General features: G+C 69.5%; 15 protein-coding genes, 1 tRNA gene and 1 pseudogene. 7 read left to right on the top strand and 10 right to left on the bottom strand.

The window, feature by feature from the left end:
- The first annotated feature begins 28 nt into the window (after positions 1 to 28).
- Positions 29 to 1,444, top strand: coding sequence for a PrsW family intramembrane metalloprotease (locus ACH4FX_RS30185; protein ID WP_398484220.1), 1,416 nt, complete (start codon positions 29 to 31; stop codon positions 1,442 to 1,444).
- Between the two features lie 65 nt (positions 1,445 to 1,509).
- Here ACH4FX_RS30185 and ACH4FX_RS30180 read toward each other — a convergent pair whose 3' ends face one another.
- Positions 1,510 to 2,496 carry a YDG/SRA domain-containing protein gene (locus ACH4FX_RS30180; protein ID WP_398484218.1) on the bottom strand — a complete coding sequence of 329 codons (987 nt, stop codon included), beginning with the start codon at positions 2,494 to 2,496 and terminating at the stop codon, positions 1,510 to 1,512.
- A 116-nt stretch (positions 2,497 to 2,612) separates the two neighbouring features.
- On the opposite strand from ACH4FX_RS30180, the gene ACH4FX_RS30175 reads away from it, so the two are divergent.
- Positions 2,613 to 2,858 carry a hypothetical protein gene (locus ACH4FX_RS30175; RefSeq protein WP_398484216.1) on the top strand — a complete coding sequence of 82 codons (246 nt, stop codon included), beginning with the start codon at positions 2,613 to 2,615 and terminating at the stop codon, positions 2,856 to 2,858.
- Positions 2,859 to 2,935: 77 nt separating this feature from the next.
- Here the strand turns inward: ACH4FX_RS30175 and ACH4FX_RS30170 are convergent, their stop codons facing one another.
- Entirely contained in the window at positions 2,936 to 3,598 is a 663-nt protein-coding gene (locus tag ACH4FX_RS30170; protein WP_398484214.1) for an ATP-binding protein, read from the bottom strand.
- 201 nt (positions 3,599 to 3,799) lie between these two features.
- On the opposite strand from ACH4FX_RS30170, the gene ACH4FX_RS30165 reads away from it, so the two are divergent.
- From ACH4FX_RS30165 to ACH4FX_RS30155, 3 genes are all read left to right on the top strand, one after another.
- Positions 3,800 to 4,648: a helix-turn-helix domain-containing protein gene (locus ACH4FX_RS30165; protein WP_398484212.1), complete on the top strand. Its 849-nt coding sequence runs from the start codon at positions 3,800 to 3,802 to the stop codon at positions 4,646 to 4,648.
- The gene (locus ACH4FX_RS30160) at positions 4,645 to 4,860 is read left to right on the top strand and encodes a DUF397 domain-containing protein (RefSeq protein WP_398484210.1); all 216 of its coding nucleotides are present in this window, start codon (positions 4,645 to 4,647) and stop codon (positions 4,858 to 4,860) included. Before ACH4FX_RS30165 ends, ACH4FX_RS30160 begins: the two co-directional genes overlap by 4 nt.
- Before the next feature lie 183 nt (positions 4,861 to 5,043).
- Positions 5,044 to 5,289 carry a hypothetical protein gene (locus ACH4FX_RS30155; RefSeq protein ID WP_398484208.1) on the top strand — a complete coding sequence of 82 codons (246 nt, stop codon included), beginning with the start codon at positions 5,044 to 5,046 and terminating at the stop codon, positions 5,287 to 5,289.
- A 95-nt stretch (positions 5,290 to 5,384) separates the two neighbouring features.
- Here the strand turns inward: ACH4FX_RS30155 and ACH4FX_RS30150 are convergent, their stop codons facing one another.
- The 3 genes from ACH4FX_RS30150 to ACH4FX_RS30140 form a co-directional block, all read right to left on the bottom strand.
- Positions 5,385 to 6,326 (bottom strand): aldo/keto reductase, encoded by a 942-nt coding sequence (locus ACH4FX_RS30150; protein WP_398484206.1) that lies wholly within the window; start codon positions 6,324 to 6,326, stop codon positions 5,385 to 5,387.
- Between the two features lie 68 nt (positions 6,327 to 6,394).
- Positions 6,395 to 8,008 (bottom strand): MFS transporter, encoded by a 1,614-nt coding sequence (locus ACH4FX_RS30145; protein ID WP_398484204.1) that lies wholly within the window; start codon positions 8,006 to 8,008, stop codon positions 6,395 to 6,397.
- 423 nt (positions 8,009 to 8,431) lie between these two features.
- Positions 8,432 to 9,811, bottom strand: coding sequence for a M23 family metallopeptidase (locus ACH4FX_RS30140; protein WP_398484202.1), 1,380 nt, complete (start codon positions 9,809 to 9,811; stop codon positions 8,432 to 8,434).
- A 597-nt stretch (positions 9,812 to 10,408) separates the two neighbouring features.
- Here ACH4FX_RS30140 and ACH4FX_RS30135 point away from each other — a divergent pair.
- The gene (locus ACH4FX_RS30135; protein ID WP_398484200.1) at positions 10,409 to 11,437 is read left to right on the top strand and encodes a DUF2332 family protein; all 1,029 of its coding nucleotides are present in this window, start codon (positions 10,409 to 10,411) and stop codon (positions 11,435 to 11,437) included.
- A gap of 129 nt (positions 11,438 to 11,566) precedes the next feature.
- On the opposite strand, the gene ACH4FX_RS30130 is transcribed toward ACH4FX_RS30135, so the two are convergent.
- The 5 genes and pseudogenes from ACH4FX_RS30130 to ACH4FX_RS30110 all read right to left on the bottom strand — a co-directional run.
- On the bottom strand, positions 11,567 to 12,652 hold the full coding sequence (locus ACH4FX_RS30130; protein WP_398484250.1) for a PP2C family protein-serine/threonine phosphatase: 1,086 nt from the start codon (positions 12,650 to 12,652) through the stop codon (positions 11,567 to 11,569).
- 287 nt (positions 12,653 to 12,939) lie between these two features.
- A tRNA-Lys gene (locus tag ACH4FX_RS30125) sits at positions 12,940 to 13,015 on the bottom strand.
- Between the two features lie 252 nt (positions 13,016 to 13,267).
- Positions 13,268 to 15,565: a DEAD/DEAH box helicase gene (locus tag ACH4FX_RS30120; RefSeq protein ID WP_398484198.1), complete on the bottom strand. Its 2,298-nt coding sequence runs from the start codon at positions 15,563 to 15,565 to the stop codon at positions 13,268 to 13,270.
- 398 nt (positions 15,566 to 15,963) lie between these two features.
- Positions 15,964 to 16,512 carry a hypothetical protein gene (locus tag ACH4FX_RS30115; RefSeq protein ID WP_398484196.1) on the bottom strand — a complete coding sequence of 183 codons (549 nt, stop codon included), beginning with the start codon at positions 16,510 to 16,512 and terminating at the stop codon, positions 15,964 to 15,966.
- Between the two features lie 278 nt (positions 16,513 to 16,790).
- A pseudogene (locus ACH4FX_RS30110) lies at positions 16,791 to 16,856 on the bottom strand (metallopeptidase family protein); the annotation flags it as partial.
- Positions 16,857 to 16,944: 88 nt separating this feature from the next.
- Between ACH4FX_RS30110 and ACH4FX_RS30105 the strand changes: the two are divergent.
- On the top strand, positions 16,945 to 18,618 hold the full coding sequence (locus ACH4FX_RS30105; RefSeq protein ID WP_398346493.1) for a recombinase family protein: 1,674 nt from the start codon (positions 16,945 to 16,947) through the stop codon (positions 18,616 to 18,618).
- Positions 18,619 to 18,683 lie beyond the last annotated feature (65 nt).

The raw sequence follows: 18,683 nt of genomic DNA, 5'->3' as shown, positions 1-18,683 counted from the left end.
TCCACCCCGCGGTGGTTAGGGTCGATGGGTGAATCCGCCGCAGCCGCCTCCGCTTCCGCCGAAACCGGCGTACGCGCCCGATCCGCGCTACGCCGCCCCCGCCGCGTCGCCCGCGGCGGCGCAGTGGCACTACGCACCGCGCCGCCGCCCGGCGCCCTGGCGCAGCAGGACCGCGCGCGCCGTCGCCCTCTTCTCCCTCCTCGCCCTCTCCGGCGTGATCATCCTGGCGATGGTCCGCCAGCAGACCGGTACGCAGGGCTTCCTCGTCGGCCTCGGCCTCGCCGTCTTCCCCGTACCCGTCCTCATAGCCGGCTTCTGCTGGCTGGACCGCATAGACCCCGAGCCCCGCCGCAACCTCGTCTTCGCCTTCGCCTGGGGCGCCTGCGCCGCCACCCTCGTGGCCCTCCTGGCCAACGGGCTGGCCACCGACTGGCTGGAGAACAATCTCTCCACCCTCTCGCCGGACGACGCCCAGACCTGGGGAGCGACCGTCTTCGCCCCGGTCATCGAGGAGACCGTCAAGGCCGCAGCGGTGGTCCTGCTCTTCCTCTTCCGCCGCCAGAACTTCGACGGCATCACCGACGGCCTGGTCCTCGCCGGCATCACCGCCACCGGCTTCGCCTTCACCGAGAACATCCTCTACCTGGGCAACGCCTTCGGCCAGGACCAGTCCCTCGGCCACACCGGGCTCGACTCCCTCACCGCGGGCACGTTCTTCGTCCGCATCGTCATGTCGCCGTTCGCCCACCCGCTCTTCACCATGCTCACCGGCCTGGCCTTCGGCATAGCCGCCACCAGCTACCCGCACCGCCGGCCGTTGCGCCTGGCCCTGCCCTTCCTGGGCCTGGCCACCGCCGTCCTCCTGCACTCCATCTGGAACGCCTCCACCACCCTCGGCGACCTCGGCTTCCTCACCGTCTACGGCCTCTTCATGCTCCCGGTCTTCGCCGCCCTCACCTGGCTCGCCGTCTGGGCCCGCCACCGCGAGCTTCTCGCCCTGCGCACCTACCTCCCCCCGTACGTCGCCACCGGCTGGCTCACCCCCACCGAACCGATCTCCCTGTCCTCCCTCAAAACCCGCTCGGTGGCCCGCGACATCGCCCGCCGCACCCACGGCCCCGCCGCCGCCCGCGCCGTAACGGAATACGCGGCCCTCGCCACCTCCCTGGCCTTCCTCCGCCGCCGAGCCCACCGCACCGGCCCCACCCCCGACTTCCAACCCCAAGAACAAGCCCTCCTAACCCACCTCTGGCAAACCAAGCCCCTAGCCCACCCAGCCCTCCTCCAAGCCCTACACACCACCCACCGCCCCCTCTACCCGCCTCTGGGCCCGCCACCTTCTACGGCGCCGCCCTCAGCCATGCACATCCCACCCGCGCCCCGGCACGCCCCCGACCCCAGCGGCCACCGCCCTCCACCCGGCAGTTCCCCACCAGCAGCCTGACTCCGTCACGTGCGTGCGGTAACCGCTGGGGCCTAACTCACCTCACGTACGACATGAAGGTCGAGTCACAGCGGAAGCTCTACCTGCCCATTGTTGGAGTCGGCGTCAGCTTCCTCTGCGACCGCCGACTCATCCCCCCGGTTGGCCCAACGCTCCCGGTGCTGCCGCACGCATTCAACCCGAAGCTGATGCTCCTTCTTCCGATGCAACGCACGGACGAACTTTTGGGTGAGGCCATCGATGACATCGAAATCATCAGTGAGCTGCAGCGCACCGCGATCGAAGAGAACGTGACAGTTCGGGCAGAGGCACAGTACGTTCCATTTCTTGTCAGGACCGTTGTGTGGCTTTCCCAGCGCATGGATGTGCGCAGCCTCGCTGTACGCGTTGCCAGCCGGCGACACCACAAGACGGGTCCCGCAGATCTGGCATGCGTTGTCGTACATCTCCTTGACGTCTGCGACGACCTTCGAGTCACGAATACGCTCTTCACGAGCGACCAGCCGACGCGCCTGATCCTCAAAGCTGGTCGTCTCGCCTTCGACAGGATCTACGGGTCGTGGCTGTGCTTCTTCACCAGGCCCCAGCTTCAGTAGTTGAAACTGGCAGATCCGGAATCCGTCCTTCCCTATGGTCATCCAGTGATCTGCCACGCGGTAGAGACCGCAATATTCGTATCCCTTGGTCGCCTTTTGCCTCTTGATTCCCAGCCCACGGATCACTCGGACCGGGTATCCGAGCGCCTGATTCAGCAGCAGGCCTGCGTTGCCCGATGAGTCCATGGTCTGGTCAGCTACGAGGCGCCTAGCGCTCCTGTCGAGCCCGCCCTCACCGGTGTAGATGATCTCTGTGTCGCCGTAGACATCATCGACGTAACCGCCCGAGAGGACGATGGAGTCGACGCCGTCCTTCGCCGTACCTGAGATTCCGGCCCCGTAATGGCGGTGCACCCTCGCTGCATGCAGCTCCGCATGCCCCTTGAACCACTGTCCCTCAACGACGTCCGGAGGGTGCCCAAAATATGCGGGATTCTTCGCTCTCGCCTTCGCCATGGACAGATTCTGTCAACCGCCGGCTGCCCATGGCACTCAGGTGGGCGACAGCGTGTCAACTTACGCACCTCAGGTCCCGTTTCACCTCGGCTCTAGGTGCGCCGGCTCCATCGAGCGTGACCTGCCACCACCTGGTCGGCGGCCGCTTGCAGCCTCCCCAACACGTACCGAAGGGCACTCGGGACATCGGTACGGTCTCCTGGCACCACCTCCTGTACGTGTATGGGGGAGGACACGGCCGCTACCCCCGGGCCTACGTACACCGCAATCACGAAGCTGTCGTCCCGGGCGTCGACTGGCACCAGCTGGTGCACCACGACGTCCTCAAGCAGCCCAACTGCCTGCGCTGCCATGACGAGTAGTTCTACGTCGAGCGCGTCACAGCAGCTCGCGATGTCGACCCCGTACTCCTCAGCAACCTCTGCCACCACCGCGTCCGTCAATTCCACTGCGCCACACCTCCCAGTCGACCTTCAAATTTCATCTGCGCTCGGTCCAGGACTTCCTCCGGGTCACGACCTTGGGCGCGAAGCCAGCAGAGAAGGTCAACAATCAGCGCGACCGCTGCCTCTTCATCTGTTGCAACGCGGAGTCGATCGTGGAGCGCTGCGCTGTGCGCCGGCACGCAGTCGTAGAGAGTGAGGAGCGCCTCCGCTTTGAGAAGTTGCGGGTCACGCGCACTTTTACACGGCGTAGCGGCAAGCGCAGCAATCTCGCACCAGGTGGTCTTGCCGGTAGACGATGGAACGACTCCCCACCGATCTGCCGTAGCACCAACTAGGCCGAGCCCGCGCCCCGTCTCGGAGGATCCGTTGAATGGGAGAAGCACGGGAAGCCTTTCCTTCGAAGGGTCCCGGACCTCGATACGTAGGTGAGCTACGCGCAGCGAAACAGAGAGGGTGACGGGCGTTCCTGCACCGACGTGGTGGATCACGTTGGTGATCAGCTCACTGACACAGAGTTCGGCTGTGTCAGTTATTTCTGCAAGCCCCCACGCATCCAAACGAGCGCGGATGAGTCGCCTTAGACCGGGCACCACATCGGGCTTGGCGATGATGTCACTCGACCACTCAGTCTGTGGGATGCAGTGATTGGAGTTCACGGGATCAGCTCCCTTGCGTTAGCGCACGCTGAGGCGATCACCAGCAGTGATCACCATGCGTGATTGGTCGCTCTGTGTGAGAGAGTGACAGCCGCGCATCCCGATATGCAATGTGCACGAAGAGATTCGCTCCAACGAGTGATTGGCGCGGTCAGCATTGCCCGTGAGACTCGGACGGACGCTCACTACAAGGGAGTTGCCATGTCCGGATCACCGACAGCTCGCCGGCGCCGCCTAGCCATCGAGTTGAAGCATCTTCGCGAGACACATCAGCTCACCTGCCAGCAGGTGGGGCAGGCGCTGGACTGGAGCGGTTCCAAGGTCAACCGTCTGGAGACCGGCAGCGGTCGAGTTCAGCCATCGGACGTGGATGCTCTCTGTCGCTTCTACGAGACCACCGACGAACTACGCGAATTCCTCAAGCGACTGGCGAAAGAATCAAAGGTCCGCGGCTGGTGGCACGCGCACGGGTCAGCCGTGCCACCCTGGTTTTCGGTGTACATCGGCCTTGAGCAAGATGCTTGCAGCCTCCGGCAGTATCAGAACGAGTTCGTACCTGGTCTGATGCAGACCGCCGCCTACGCAACTGAACTCCATCGGGCGTCCAGCCAGCTCACCACCGAAGAACTCGACCGCGCAGTGCACGTACGCATGGCTCGCCAGAAGATCCTTACAGGTGACGACCCTCCTGAGCTGCGGGCCGTCGTGCATGAGAGCGTACTTCGTCACCTGGTCGGTGATCGAGAACTGATGCGCGGACAGCTTGAACATATGCTGCATGTAGGCGCGTTGAGGAACGTAACTTTGCAAGTCCTCGCGTTCAGCGCAGGTACGTACCCAGCCACGGGGGCGTTCACCGTACTCGGCTTCTCTGAGCAGGAGGATCCTGACGTGGTCTATCGCGATGGCCTGACTGATGGCATCTACCTGGAGGCGCCGAGTGAGGTCGCCCAGTACACAAGGGCCTTCGACCACCTCCAGGCCATCGCGTCCAGCCCCGCCCGATCAGCCGCCCTGATCAAAAACGTACTGAAGGAGTACTCCCCATGAGTAGCAAGCAACACCCAATATGGGCCACCCAGGCTTGGCAAAAGAGCAGCTACAGCAACGGCACGGGCGGCGAATGCGTAGAAGTCGCCCGGCCAGCTGGTGAGCTTTTACTGGTACGTGATTCGAAAAACCTCGATGGCCCGGTTCTGGGGTTTTCCTGGACGGCGTGGGAAGAATTCGTCGGAGCCGTGCAGCGGCGTGACCTGCGCTGACTGCGTCAGCGACGCCGGTAGTACTGCCCTTGCCTGGCGGGCCACCTCCCACGCTTCGAATGGTTGAGCGATGCCAGGCGTAAGGTCGAAGCGCTAGTCGGTTTGTCTCTCATGTGGAGGTCGCTCATGGCTCGGGTGCCGAGTTCGGTGGTTGCTGTTGCTGGGCTTGTTGGTGGGTAGGGCGTGGCTCGGTGGACCAAGAAGCGGCCGCTGGGGGGAGTGGCGTTGGCTGCTGCGGGGGCTGTGGCGGCTCGGGAGTGGGAGAGGAAGGCTGGGAAGAAGGCTGCGGTGGCGTTGAGTGGGGCTTATGTGGCGGCGTTTGCCGGGTCGCATCCGTTGGCCAAGAAGGTGGGGGCCTGGCCGTCGGTGTTCGCGGTGGCGGGGGCTGTGGGGGCGGCTTCCTGGGCGGTTGCTGATCGGCGGAAGTAGGGCGGCGGTAAGCGCGATGGGCGGTCTCGTACGGGTGCGTACGAGATCGCCCATCGTTCTTGGCGGCAGGTGCCCCGGGTCCGGGGCGGGAGTGGTCAGGCAGATGCCTGGTTGAGGAGGGTCAGTTCGTCCTCGGTGAGGTGGAGGTCGGAGAGGGCCATGAGGGCCGGGAGCTGGTCGACTGTGCGGGCGCTCGCGATGGGAGCGGTGACCGTGGGCTGGGCGGCGAGCCAGGCCAGGGCCACTGTCGCGTGTTCGGCCTGGTGGGCGGCGGCCACCGTGTCGAGGGCGGCGAGGACCTTGCGGCCGCGGTCGGTGGACAGGTGCTGGGCGGCCTTCTCGGACCGGACGCTGTTCACATCGCTGTCCGGGCGGTACTTGCCGGTGAGGAAGCCCGACGCGAGGGCGTAGTAGGGGACGGCACCGAGCCCATGGCGGGCGGCGGTGTCGGCCAGCTCGCCCTCGTATGTTTCACGGGAAACCAAGTTGTAGTGCGGCTGCAGGGCGACGTAGCGGGCCATGTTCTCCTCGGCGGAGAAGGCCAGGGCCGCTTCGAGGCGCTGGGCCGAGATGTTGGAGGCCGCGATCTCGCGGACCTTGCCGGCCTTGACCAAGTCGTCGAGGGCCGGGATGAAGTCGGAGACGTCCAGGGACTCGTCGTCGTAGTGGGTGTAGTAGAGGTCGATGTAGTCGGTCCGCAGGCGGGTGAGGGACTCGTCGACGGCGGCTTTGATGGTGGCCGGGGAGAGGCCCTTGTACTCCGGGTGGGCCCCGACCTTGGTGGCGATGACGACCTGGTCGCGGTTGCCGCGGGACGCCAGCCAGTTGCCGATCACGGTCTCGGACTCGCCGCCCTTGTTGCCGGGCACCCAGGCCGAGTACACGTCGGCGGTGTCGATGAAGTTGCCGCCGCCGGCGACATACGCGTCCAGCACGGCGAAGGACTGGGCCTCGTCAGCGGACCAGCCGAAGACGTTGCCGCCGAGGGACAGCGGTGAGACGGACAGGGAACCGAGGGTCTTCTGTGTCGCGGTCATGATCTTCCAATTTAGGCGGGTGACGCGAACGTCGCAGCCGGGCGCGGGGAAACATGCGGCAAAAACGGTCAAGTGTCGGTTGCCGTGGAGAGGGGGCTGGCGATGCTTTCCAGGGAGCGGCGTTCGGCGCGGACGGCCAGGAAGGCGGCGGTGAGGCCGGCCAGGCACATCAGGGTGGCGCCGACGCAGAAGGCGAACGCCGTGTCGGCGACCACGCCGGACTCGGTCAGGCCGGCGAAGACCAGGGGGCCGCTGATGCCGCCCGCGGCCGTACCGACCGCGTAGAAGAAGGCGATGGCCATGGCCCGGGTCTCCATGGGGAAGATCTCGGAGACGGTCAGGTACGCGCTGCTGGCCCCGGCGGAGGCGAAGAACAGGACCACGCACCAGCAGGCGGTGAGCGTGGTGGCCGTCAGGTGGCCCGCGGAGAAGAGCCAGGCGGTGGCGAAGAGGAGGACGCCGGAGAGGAGATAGGTGCCGGAGATCATGATGCGGCGGCCGACCGTGTCGAAGAGCTTCCCGAGGAGCAGCGGGCCGAGGAAGTTCCCGGCCGCCATCACGGCGAAGTAGTAGCCGGTACGTGCGGTCGACACGTCGAAGAACGAGGTCAGGATGGCACCGAAGCCGAAGGTGACCGCGTTGTAGAGGAACGCCTGACCGATGAAGAGAGCGAGACCGAGGACGGCGCGTCGGCGGTAGCGGGAGAAGACCGTACGGGCGATCTCGACGAAGCCGATGCTCTTGCGGGGGTGGATGGTGATCTCGCCCTCGGGCTCGGGCAGGGGCTCGCCCTTTTCGTCGGTGATCTGCTGCTCGATGGTGGTGACGAGTCTGTCCGCCTCGTCGCCCCGGCCGTGGATGAACAGCCACCGTGGGCTCTCCGGCACATTGCGGCGTACGAGGAGGATGACCAGGCCGAGGACGACGCCGAGCGCGAAGGTCAGCCGCCAGCCGACATTCATCGGGAAGAACGCGGTGTCCAGCATCACGATGGACAGCAGGGACCCGCCGATCGCGCCGAGCCAGAAACTGCCGTTGATGACGAGGTCGACGCGTCCCCGGTAGGCGGACGGGATCAGTTCGTCGATGGCCGAGTTGATCGCCGCGTACTCGCCGCCGATTCCGAAACCGGTCAGGAACCGGAAGATGAAGAACCACCAGGAGGAGAAGGAGACCGCGGTCAGGGCGGTGGCGGCCAGGTAGAAGGCCAGCGTGATCAGGAAGAGCTTCTTGCGGCCGAAGAGGTCGGTGAGCCGTCCGAAGAACAGTGCGCCCAGGCAGGCTCCCGCCACGTACAGTGCCGCGGCGATGCCGGTGACCTGGGCGGAGGAGATGGGCAGCCCGCTGCCCTGCTCGGAGAGGCGGCCGGCGATGTTGCCGACGACGGTCACTTCCAGGCCGTCCAGGATCCACACCGTGCCGAGGCCGATCACCACGGTCCAGTGCCAGCGTGACCAGGGCAGACGGTCGAGGCGGGCGGGGACGTCGGTGGTGACGGTTGGGGTGGTTGGCGTGGTGGTTGGGGTGGTGCCCTTGGCGTTGCCGGTGGGGTTGGCGGGGTTGGCGGTGGTGGGTTTGTCGTTGGTGGTGCCTGCGTGCGCGGTCGTACGCCGGTCCCCGGAGGTGCCAGGTGCGGCCGTTTCGCCGCCGTGCTCCGCCCCCGCCTTGTCGTTCGGTCTCATTCGCACCCTCCTGAACCGGGCCGGGGCCTGACACCCCGGCGGCGCATCCACCCGAGTGCCCGGTGGACGGCACGCAAAGCAAACGGAATGCCCAGGTTGAGGGGGATTCTCTTACGACGGGGCGGGCGGCGGGGCGAGTTGGGCCGCCAAGTGGGGGCGTGTCGGGGTGTAAGGCGAGGGGGCGGGGCTGACGGCCGGGTGGGGTGAATGCGGTGGGGCGCGTGGCCGCTGCCCTCTCACCGCGGGTGCGGCGGGTGCGGCGGACCCTGCGGTAGCGGCGGACGCTGCGGATGCGGTGGCCGCTGCCGGTACGGCGGACGCTGCCGGTGCTCCCGGTGCGCAGACGCGGCGGACGCCGCCGGTGCCGCAAGCGCCCACGGACGCCGCAAGCACCCCGGACGCCGCGAGTTGCCCGCGGACGTCTCAGGCCTCCAGCCCGCGCTCCCCCAACCACGGCTTCGGGTCGACCGGTATGCCCCCGCCCGGCCGTACCTCCAGGTGCAGATGCGGACCGGTGACGTTGCCGGTGGCGCCGACCCGGCCGATGACGTCGCCGGCGGCGGCCTTGCCGGAGATCCGGACGATCGACGAGAGGTGGCAGAACCACAGCTCCGTGCCGTCGTCCAGGGTCAGGACGATGCGGTAGCCGTACGCGCCGGCCCAGCCCGCCTGGGTGATCGTGCCACCGTGGATCGCCTTGACCGGGGTGCCGGTGGGGGCGGCGAAGTCCAGCCCGGTGTGGTTGGCCACCCAGCGGTCGCCTGCCTGGCCGAAACCGGCGGTGAGGGTGTAGGAGGTGAGCGGAGAGACGCAACTGCGGGCCTGTTCGGCGCGGCGTTCGGCCTCCGCCTTCGCGCGCGCCGCCTCCGCCGCCTCGCCACGGGCTTCGCGCTCCGCGGCCTCCTTGGCCGCCGCGGTCTTCGCGGCCTTCGCGGCCTCCTGCTGGCCCGTCGCCGCATCCCGTGCGGCCTGCTTCACGGCGGCCTGCTCCGCGGCCTGGCGCTCTTCCTCCTCGGCGGTGCTCCGCTGCCGTTCGGCCTGCTGGAGGATACGGTCGCGCAGCGAATCGCCCGCGCCCCTGCCCTGCTCCGCCTCGCTCTCGGTGAGCCCGGCCTGGGTGAGGGGGGCGGCCGTGGTCGTCCCGGAGGAGGCGGCGGAGCCCGAGGAATGCGCGGACCCCGAGGAGGAAGCGGACCCCGAGGCGTCGGATATCAGGTCGCCGATGCCCGGCAGGGACCTGGCGTCCGGCAGCTCGGCCGCGAGGTCGTCCGCCGGTCCGCCGAGGTCCGGCATGGATATCGGGGCCGGCGGCTTCTCCTCGGCCGACGCCATGCCGCCGGCGCCGACCGCCGCGATGACGCCGACGCCGACGCCGAGGACCGTACTGCTGCGGGCGAGTCCGCTGCGCTGCTTGGCGACGACCCGGTGCTTGCCCCGTACGGCCCGTACGGAGTCCTCCTCGGTGGGGTTCCACTCCTCGAAGGTGCCGACGGCAGCGACCGTGCCGACGTCGAACGCACCGGGGTCGGAGGAGGCTTGGGGCACGACGGATATGCCGGTGGTGTGCGACGTGGCGGATGCGTACGGTACGGCGGAGACGGGCGACGCGATGGACGCATGCGGCGCAGCAGCGGCGTCCGGCGTGGCGGAGGCGGTCGGCACAGCGGACACCCCCGCGGCAGCGGCGGCGCCCGGCTCGGCCCCGCCCGCCACGGCGGCGTCGAACGCCTCGAACGGGCCGGGAACGCCGGCGGCGCCGAAAGGAACCTCGGGGACGGAGCCGTCAGGGCTGTTGGACGCCACGGAGGCGCACTCCTTTCCTTCCTCTCGCCTACCGGGTCAGCGGTGGGGCCGCCTCCCGGCCCGGTGCGGCACTGGGGAGACCGCCCCTCCCAGAGCGGAGACGGCCCCAGAGCGGAGACCGCCCCCAGAGCGTTCGAACGCTGGGAAGTTCGGAGCAGGAAGGTCTCCTACGGACGGCCTCCGACGGGTACGGATCGGCGGCCGTCCGGCACACCCCGAGGTGGTGGTTGCCCGGTTCCCAGGACACGCGCCGGTACGGCACCGGTGCGCAGGCCCGGTCCAGCGGTGAGCCAACGGTGATTCAGTTGTGAACCTGCTGACGGGATTCGGCGTCGGCGCACGGTGCCGCCTCTTGCGACGGCTGGGACGACCGCGCTCCGTTATCGGACTGTAATAGACTCCGCGGCCCGACACCAAGCGTTCCGGCGAATCCGTGGGCGCTTTGGTACGGCTTTGGCCCTGACTTATGCCTCAGTAAGTCGCAAACTGGGGCATGTTGCCAGGTGATCTTCAAACCCGAATCCCACGATTGTGCGGGAGTTGTTATGCGCAAGGGTGCCCGGCGATTACGTCGCGTGAGCGCAGTAACGTCTGATCATGGTCGTCAACAGCGCGCGGGAACTGGCGGATCGATACGTGGACTTCGCCTGGTACCAGGCGCGCGGACAGTCCGACGCCCACGAGGAGCTGGCCGCGCGGATCGGCCACGACCCCGAGTTCTGTGCCCACCTGGCGCGCTCGCTGCCCGCCGGCAACAAACAGCAGCCCAACCTCCTGCTCGCCGCCGTCCGCTACCTCGACGGCCCGTACGCGGAGCACGGCCCGCGCGGCGACGCGGCGTACCGCGGCTGGCGCGAGTGGACCCTGCGCCACTGGGACGAGGTGAGCGCCGTCATCCTGCGGCGCCGGACGCAGACCAACGAGCCGGCCCGCTGCGCGGCCCTGCTGCCCCTCCTCGCCCGGCTCCCGCAGCCGCTGGCGCTCCTGGAGGTCGGCGCGTCGGCGGGCCTGTGCCTGCACCCGGACCGCTACCGCTACCGCTACGACGACCGGCCGGAGTTCGGGGCGCCGGACAGCACGGCGGTCCTCTCCTGCCGTACCGGTCCGGGCACCCCCGTACCCGACCGCGTCCCGGAGATCGCCTGGCGCGCGGGCATCGACCTCAACCCCCTCGACCCGGCCGACCCCGACGACGTCCGCTGGCTGGAGGCGCTCATCTGGCCGGGCGCCACCGACGAGCGCGTACGACGCCAGCGGGCCGCCATCGAAGCGGTACGGTCCGCGCCGCGCCCCCGTATGGCGCGCGGCGACCTGATCGACGCGCTGCCCGCACTGGCGGCCGCGGCCCCGCCCGGGGCGACGCTCATCGTCTTCCACACCTCCGTGCTGACGTACCTCCCCCTGGAGCGCCGGGAGGAGTTCGCCCGGCTCGTACGGTCCGTACTCCAGGAGCGCGACCGTCCCGGGCACTGGGTCTCCAACGAACACCACTCCGTCCTCCCGTGGATCACCACGCCCCGGCTCGCGCACCCCCTGCCGACGACGGAACGGCTGCTGACGCTGGCCCTGGACGAGCGGCCGGTCGCCCTGACCGGCCAGCACGGGCAGAGCGTGCAGTGGCTATAAATCGACAGTGGCTGTGAAACCACAGCAGCCGCGAAGCCACAACGACTCTGAAACCACAGCAGCCGCGAAGCCGCAACGACTCTGAAACCACAGCGACCACGGAGCCACAGCGCCACTCGGACGCTCTCATCACCCCCGCACCGGCCGCTGCACCGCCAGCAGTGCCATATCGTCCGCCGTCTCCCCGCCCGTGTGCGCCGCCACGTCCGCCACCAGCGCGTCCAGCAGCGCCTCCGGCCCGTCACCGGACCAGACCCGGCCGCCCAGCCGCTGCACCGGCTCGTAGAAGACGCCGTCACGGTTGCGGGCCTCGGTCACGCCGTCCGTGAAGAGCAGCAGGATCGAGCCCGCCGGGAAGGAGGTCTCGTCCGCCCGGTCCGGCCAGCCCGCCACCTCGCTCATGCCGAGCGGCAGGGCGGGCGACTTCGGCATCAGCTCGCACAGCTCGCCGTCGGGCGCCAGCAGCAGTGGCGCCGGGTGGCCGCGGTTGAGGACGCGCAGGGCCGCGTGCTCATCCGAGGGAAGCTCCGCCAGTACGGCGGTGGTGAACCCCTCGAACTGGTCGAGACCCTCCCGCCGGCTGCCTTCGCGTTGCAGCGCGCGCTCCAGCCGCCCCGCCACCGCCTCCAGGCTGGCCTCCTGCTCGGCGGCCTCCCGGAAGGCCCCGATGACGATCACCGCCGCCTCCACCGCCTCCAGACCCTTGCCCCGTACATCGCCGACGATCAGCCGTACGCCGTGCGGGGTGTCCTGGACCGCGTACAGGTCGCCGCCGATCCGGGCGTCCGCCTGCGCCGCCACGTAGCGCGCGGCGACCGCCAGCCCGCCGATCCGCTCGGCGGGCGTCGGCAGCACGGCCCGCTGGGCCGCCTCCGCGACATCCCGTACGGAGGCCAGCCGGGCGTCGCTCATCCGTACGACCCGGTTGATGCCGAGCGCGAGGACGGCGACGACCAGGACGGTCAGGCCCTCGGTGAAGGACTGATTGGTGTCCCGCCCTCCGTGGTACGTCACGACCCAGATCTCGGCGGCGACGGCGGTCGCCGCGACCACGGCCGTACTGCGCAGCGAGTACAGCGGCGCCGCCACCAGCGGCGCCGCCGAGAAGAACGGCGCGGCCGTGTAGCGGGCGGGCGTGCCGCTGTCGAAGACCAGCCCCGCCACCAGCAGGATCAGCGGCAGCCAGCAGACGACCCGCTGGCCGAACGGCGACATGCGGGAGCGGCGCCGCCACCGTTCCCGTTCGCCCGTACGGACCCTGCCGCCTCGACGCACCCGCACCGGCCTGCCTCCCACTCCCGCGCGCCCGTCCGTACGAACACCGTCGCCGTCCCAAGGCTTTACGCTGCCGCGCCGGGCGGCGAATCAGATTGGGCCGGACGGGTCACCGGGACCGCGGGCCGGCGCCGCTTCCGGCCCCGGGAACACGACAGCGCCCCCGGCCGGTGTCTCCCGGCGGGGGCGCTGTCGGTGGGCCGGAGGGCTCGCCTCCGGCTCGTGCCTGGTGGGCCATCAGGGGCTCGAACCCTGAACCAATGGATTAAAAGTCCACTGCTCTGCCAATTGAGCTAATGGCCCGCACCGAGCAGCATAGCCCGCGTTCCCGCCGCAGCCCGAAGGCATTGGCCATCGGAGGGCCGGAGCGGATGCGTCCGCTTCGGGGCGGGCGCGGCGGGCGGGCCCGGTGCGCGGCGCGGCGCACGGCTAAAGGGCCGTACACACGCCGCAGTTGAGCCGTGGGGCCCGCACCGGCTCCCGTAGCGATGTACGGAAGTGTGGTGCGGGCCCCACGGGCACGGTGGGCGACGCCGTCCGGCGTCACGCCCCGCGTCAGCCGTTGCGCTTCCAGCGCGGCTTGTCCTCACGGCGCCCGAAGGAGCCGGTGCCGTGGCCGCGGTGGTCGTCGCGGCGGCCGTACGGACGGTCGCCGCCACCCGAGCGGTAGCCGCCCGAGGAGGGACGCTCGTCGCGGCGGTCGCGGTTGTACGGACGGTCGCCGCCACCGGAGCGGTAGCCGCCGCCCGGGCGCCCGCCGGAGCGGTCGTCACGGTTGAAGGAACGGTTCGGGCGGTCGCCGCGGTCGCGGTTGAAGCCGCCGCCCGAGCGGTCGTCCCGGCGGTCCCGGCTGTAGCCGCCACCGGAGCGGTCGTCGCGGCGGTCACGGTTGAAGCCACCGCCGGAGCGGTCGTCACGGCGGAAGCCGCCACGGTCACCACCGCGGTCACCGCGGTCGTCGCGACGGTCGCGGTTGAAGCCGCCACCGGACCGGTCGTCACGGCGGAAGCCGCCGCCCGAGCGGTCGTCCCGGCGGTCACGGTTGAAGCCACCACGGTCGCCCCGGTCACCGCGGTCGTCCCGGCGGTCGCGGTTGAAGCCGCCACCGGACCGGTCGTCGCGACGGAAACCGCCACGGTCACCACGGTCGCCCCGGTCGTTGTCGCGGCGGTCCCGGCGCTCGTAGTTGCCCCGCTCGTCGCGGTACGAGGAGCGGCGCGGCGCCTCGTCGGCCTCGGGCGCGGGAGCGGCCTGGGCCGGGACGACGGCCTCGGCGGCCTCCTCCACGGCGGCCTCGGCGGCGGCCAGCGCCTCCGCCGGGTCCTCGCCCCGCTCGCGCGCGGCACGCGCGGTCAGCCGGTTGGCCTCCTCGCGCAGCTCGGCCGCCCGGCGCTGCGCCCGCTCCAGCTCGCGGGCGAGCTCCTGCGCCTCACGCTCGGCCTGCTTGGCGGAGTTGTTCGCCGAGTCGGCCTGCACCTCGGTGAGCGAACGGGCGCCGGTGATCCGGGCCACGTCCTCGTCGAAGGCGCCGGCGCCGCCGACGATGTGGCGCGAGGCGTCCACGCCCGCGTCCTCCATCAGGCGGAAGATCTGCCGGCGCTGGTGCGGCAGGGCCAGCGAGACGACCGTGCCGGACTGGCCCGCACGGGCGGTACGGCCGGAACGGTGCAGGTAGTCCTTGTGGTCGCCGGCCGGGTCCACGTTCAGGACCAGGTCGATGCCGTCCACGTGGATGCCGCGGGCGGCGACGTCGGTGGCGACCAGGACGTTGACGTAGCCGTCCTTGAAGTCGGCCAGCGTGCGGGTCCGCGCGCCCTGCGTCATGCCGCCGTGCAGCGCGTCCGCGCGCACACCGGCGTCGCACAGCTGCTCGGCGACGCGGTCGGCGCCGAGCTGGGTGCGCACGAAGATGATGGTGCGGCCCTTGCGGGCGGCGATGGCGGCGGTGACCGGCGCCTTGTCCTTGGGCTTCACGACCAGGACGTGGTGGGTCATGGTGGTGACGTTGCCCTGGGCGCTGTCGACCTCGTGGGTCGCCGGGTCGGTCAGGTAGCGCTTGACCAGGGTGCCGATCTCGTTCTCCATCGTGGCGGAGAACAGCATCCGCTGGCCGCCGGACGGCACCAGGTCGAGCAGCTCGGTGACCTCGGGCAGGAAGCCCAGGTCGGCCATCTGGTCGGCCTCGTCCAGGACGGCGACCTCGACCTCGTCCAGCGAGCAGGCGCCGCGGTTGATGATGTCGCGCAGCCGGCCCGGGGTGGCGACGAGGACGTCGACGCCGCGCTCCAGGGCGTAGATCTGGTTGCCCATGGACGTACCGCCGCAGACGACCTTGAGCTTGAGGCCCAGGACATCGCCGTACGGCTGCAGCGCGTCGCTGACCTGCATGGCCAGCTCACGGGTCGGGGTGAGGATGACGCCGCGCGGGCGCTTCTTCTCGGTGTGGCCGCCGGCCAGCCGGGTCAGCAGCGGCAGACCGAAGGAGAGGGTCTTGCCGGAGCCGGTGCGGCCGCGGCCGAGGATGTCGCGCCCGGCGATGGCGTCCGGGATGGTCGCGGCCTGGATGGGGAACGGGGTGGTGACACCGTTCTGCGCCAGCTTGCGGACGATCTTCTCGTCCAGGCCGAGGTCGGCGAAGGTGACCTCGGGGGCGGCGTCCTCGGCGGCTTCGGCCTCGGGAGCCTCGGAGGCGTCGGCCTCGGGGGCCTCGGCGGGCTCGGGGGCCTCGTCCTGGGCGGCCGGCTCGGTCACCTCGGCCGCCGTACCGGCGACCACCTGGTCCAGCGGCTGGTCCTGCTGGAGGACCTGCTCGTCGGCCGCGGGCAGGACGGACTGATCAGTGGAAACAGACATGCGAAATGCGAAACCTTCCGGAGTCTCGGCACAGGCACGCGCCCAAACTCCGTGAGACTTCATAAACGACCGCCTCAATGCGGTCAGCCACGGCAAGGGAGAGAACGCGCCACACGGCGCTTCATCAGGCGCCGGGCAAATGGGATCAAACGATCTACCACCATACTCACCCCGGCCCCCGAAAGGCAAATGCCCGCCCGAACCCCCGTTTGCCCCGGCGGCCTCGCGCGTCTCCGGAGCCCCGCCCGGTCAGCCCGTGATCGGCCCGCCTCGCGCACCCCGCTCCCCCGGTTAGCACCGGCCACGGCCCCGTCTCCGCTTCGCTACGTCACCCCGCCACGCCGCCTCAGCACATCGCGCCCCGGCCCCGGCCCGTCCCGCCCGTCCCGCCCGTCCCGTCAGCCCGAGCTCTCCGGCTTGGCGGGGCCGGGCGGCACGGACGTCGGGGACGGCGCGGGGGAACTCGGTTCCGGGTCCGGGCTCGGGCTCGGCGTCGGCTTCACGGTCGGAGTCGTACGGGGCGGCTGTGCGGGCGTCGAGGGGCGGCTGCTGCCGGGCCGCGCCGGGGCGGGCGCCGCGGGACCGGAACCCGGCGGTCCGGCCGGCTCGGGCCCGGGCGCGTCACCCGACGCGGGCTCGGGCTCCGGCTCCGCCATGCCCTTCGACGGCGTGCGGCCCTTCGCGGGCGCCCCCGCGTGCCCCTCCGCGCTGTGGACGCCGCCCGGGCGCCCCAGGCGTCGTGGGTTCTCCGTACGCCCGGTCACCGTGCCGCCGTCCGGCTCGGGCCCGCCGTCGTGCCGCGCGGCCGAGCCCGACGGCCGGGCCGGCTCCGCGTCGCTCACGCTCATGCAGCCGCTCAGCGACGCGGTCAGGGCGGAGGCGGCGGCCACGGCGGCGGCCAGCCGGGTCAGGGCCGGGCCGGTAAGGGGGGAAGCGATCGGGCGCACGGGCGGGACCTCCGGATCCGGGGCGCGGAGACTGCGGAGATGAACGCCCTGCCCAACTCCCGGCAACCACCGGAGGACACGCGCCGCGGGCACGAGATCCGGTTCTTCCGCCCCTGATCACCGCCCCGGACACCACCGGCACCACCCCGAACGCCGTGAATGCCGCGAACCGGGCCCCGCGCCCCGGCCCCGACCGGCCGCCCACCGGGGCCCGCGCCCCGACGGACCGCCCCGGCCCGCACAGCCCCACCGCGTCCCGTCCCGATGCGCGCCGCCCGTCAGCCGTACCCCAGCGCGTGCAGCCGCTCGTCGTCGATCCCGAAGTGGTGGGCGATCTCGTGCACCCACAGATACCCACCGAACACGGGTCCGAAGGCCGGGCTTAGTCTGCTTTGGGTATCCATGGGAGAAAAAGTGTCACCGCGAGAACTTATGGGCGCGTTGCTCCGCGCCATCCTCTACTGCCGAATCTCGGACCTGACGGACACGTCCACGTCCATCCCCAGGCAGGAGAAGGCAGGCCGAGCGAAGGCCGATGACCTGGGCGCCGAGGTCGTGAAGGTCTTCACCGATGAGGACAAGAGCGGTTACCACACCTACGTGGAGCGTCCCGACTGGGACGCCGCCCTGGACATGCTCCGTCAGCGACTGGCGGACGTGCTGATCGTCTTCAAGGTGGACCGTGCCACCCGCCAGGGCATCCCTCAGGCATCCGAGATCATCCGGGTTGTCTACGAGACCGGGTGCCGGTTCATCTCGATTGCCGACGGTATCGACTCCAACAACGAGGGCTGGGAAATCCAGCTCACGTTGGCGGCGCACCAGGCGCACAAGGAGTCCAAGAACACGTCTATCCGGGTCACTGACCTACGGGCGGACGAGCGGGACGCGGGCCGGTGGATGGGCTCACGCCCCTACGGCTTCATGGTCACGCCGGAACGGAAGCTGGAACTTCACCCGGAAGAGGCCGAGATCATACGCGCCATAGTGAAGAAGCTCTTGGACACAAAGGAACCGGCGTCGCTGCGCTCCATCGCGGCGTGGCTGAACGCCCAGGGTTACGACTGCCCGCGCTGGGCAAGCCGCAAGATCCGCATTGCCCAGTTGGAGGCCAAGGGCGAGCCACTGAAGGCCCAAAAGCTTCGAGAGAAGCCAATGAAGTCTCCTAACTCTTGGTCATGGCCGGTCGTGCGCCAGCTCGTGACTAGCGTTGTGCTCACCGGATACCTTCCTCACAAAGGCGAGATATATCGCCATTCCGAGTCAGGTGAAATGGTCCGCGTCGCCCCGGAACTCATCTCTCTGGCGGACTCAACTCGACTCCGGGCCTTGTTCGGTAAACGCGTCCCAGTGCACTGGAAGCGCTCCGCCGTCCCTGCATCTCGATCCAAAGAAACCGGCCGTGCTGTAACTGGCCTTCTGTCTGACTACCTCCACTGCGGCGAGTGCGGAGCGCGAGAGTCGTACGACGCGTACTGGGTCCGAAACGGGAAGCCCTGGCCTCGTTACCGGTGCCTACGACGGCAGTTCGCCGGGCGGTGCCCAGGAACTCTCATGAAGGGTGATTACGCAGACCGCATAGTCACTCAGGCAATGGTTTCCCGTCTGGCTGCGTTGGATGATGACCATCCGGCACTGCTCGCCATTGCAGAACGCTGGACCGACTTGCGACACCCCGAACGAGTCACCCGCAGGCGGGACCTGGAAGCCCGAATACAAGAAGAGGAACAGTTCCTCGACCGACTGGAAGACGAAAAGCTGAACGGCCTCTTCAAGGGCAACCGAGGTGAGGCACGTTTCCGCAGTAGGTACAACGCCAGCAACGACCGACTGGAGCAATACGAAAAGGAGTTGGCCGCCCTCCCAAGTGGCCAGACCGCAGATATCACTTTCCTGCGGGACTGGATGCTGTTTGAGGAGGCATGGGAGAACTGGCCCCTAGCCGAACGCCGGGAAATCCTCGGCCTTGTCCTAGAGCGTGCTTGGCTGTTCAAGGCCCCTACCTCCGGTGTGCGGCCCTCTGTAGACCGATTCCGGTTCTGGTGGGTTGGCGATCCCGAACCGACAGATATAGGCGTCTCCATGGTCTTGGCTGACGACCGGTAACTAAAAAGGCGCCAATGAGCCCCAGGGCCCGTTCCTTCTTCTGGGAGGAACGGGCCCTTTGCGTT

The sequence above is a fragment of the Streptomyces sp. NPDC018019 genome, from assembly GCF_044327805.1.
Lineage (GTDB): Bacteria > Actinomycetota > Actinomycetes > Streptomycetales > Streptomycetaceae > Streptomyces.
The sequence above is the reverse complement of the archived record's forward strand: the minus strand, read 5'-3'. Positions and strand labels throughout refer to the sequence as shown.

Bases quoted from the DNA above. Each gene is read 5' to 3' on its own strand.
- ACH4FX_RS30165 (WP_398484212.1), top strand. From the start codon at position 3,800: ATGTCCGGATCACCGACAGCTCGCCGGCGCCGCCTAGCCATCGAGTTG.
- ACH4FX_RS30130 (WP_398484250.1), bottom strand. From the start codon at position 12,652: ATGTCGCCGTTCGGCCAGCGGGTCGTCTGCTGGCTGCCGCTGATCCTG.
- ACH4FX_RS30145 (WP_398484204.1), bottom strand. From the start codon at position 8,008: ATGAGACCGAACGACAAGGCGGGGGCGGAGCACGGCGGCGAAACGGCC.
- ACH4FX_RS30105 (WP_398346493.1), top strand. From the start codon at position 16,945: ATGGGCGCGTTGCTCCGCGCCATCCTCTACTGCCGAATCTCGGACCTG.
- ACH4FX_RS30180 (WP_398484218.1), bottom strand. From the start codon at position 2,496: ATGGCGAAGGCGAGAGCGAAGAATCCCGCATATTTTGGGCACCCTCCG.
- ACH4FX_RS30150 (WP_398484206.1), bottom strand. From the start codon at position 6,326: ATGACCGCGACACAGAAGACCCTCGGTTCCCTGTCCGTCTCACCGCTG.
- ACH4FX_RS30135 (WP_398484200.1), top strand. From the start codon at position 10,409: ATGGTCGTCAACAGCGCGCGGGAACTGGCGGATCGATACGTGGACTTC.
- ACH4FX_RS30160 (WP_398484210.1), top strand. From the start codon at position 4,645: ATGAGTAGCAAGCAACACCCAATATGGGCCACCCAGGCTTGGCAAAAG.
- ACH4FX_RS30120 (WP_398484198.1), bottom strand. From the start codon at position 15,565: ATGTCTGTTTCCACTGATCAGTCCGTCCTGCCCGCGGCCGACGAGCAG.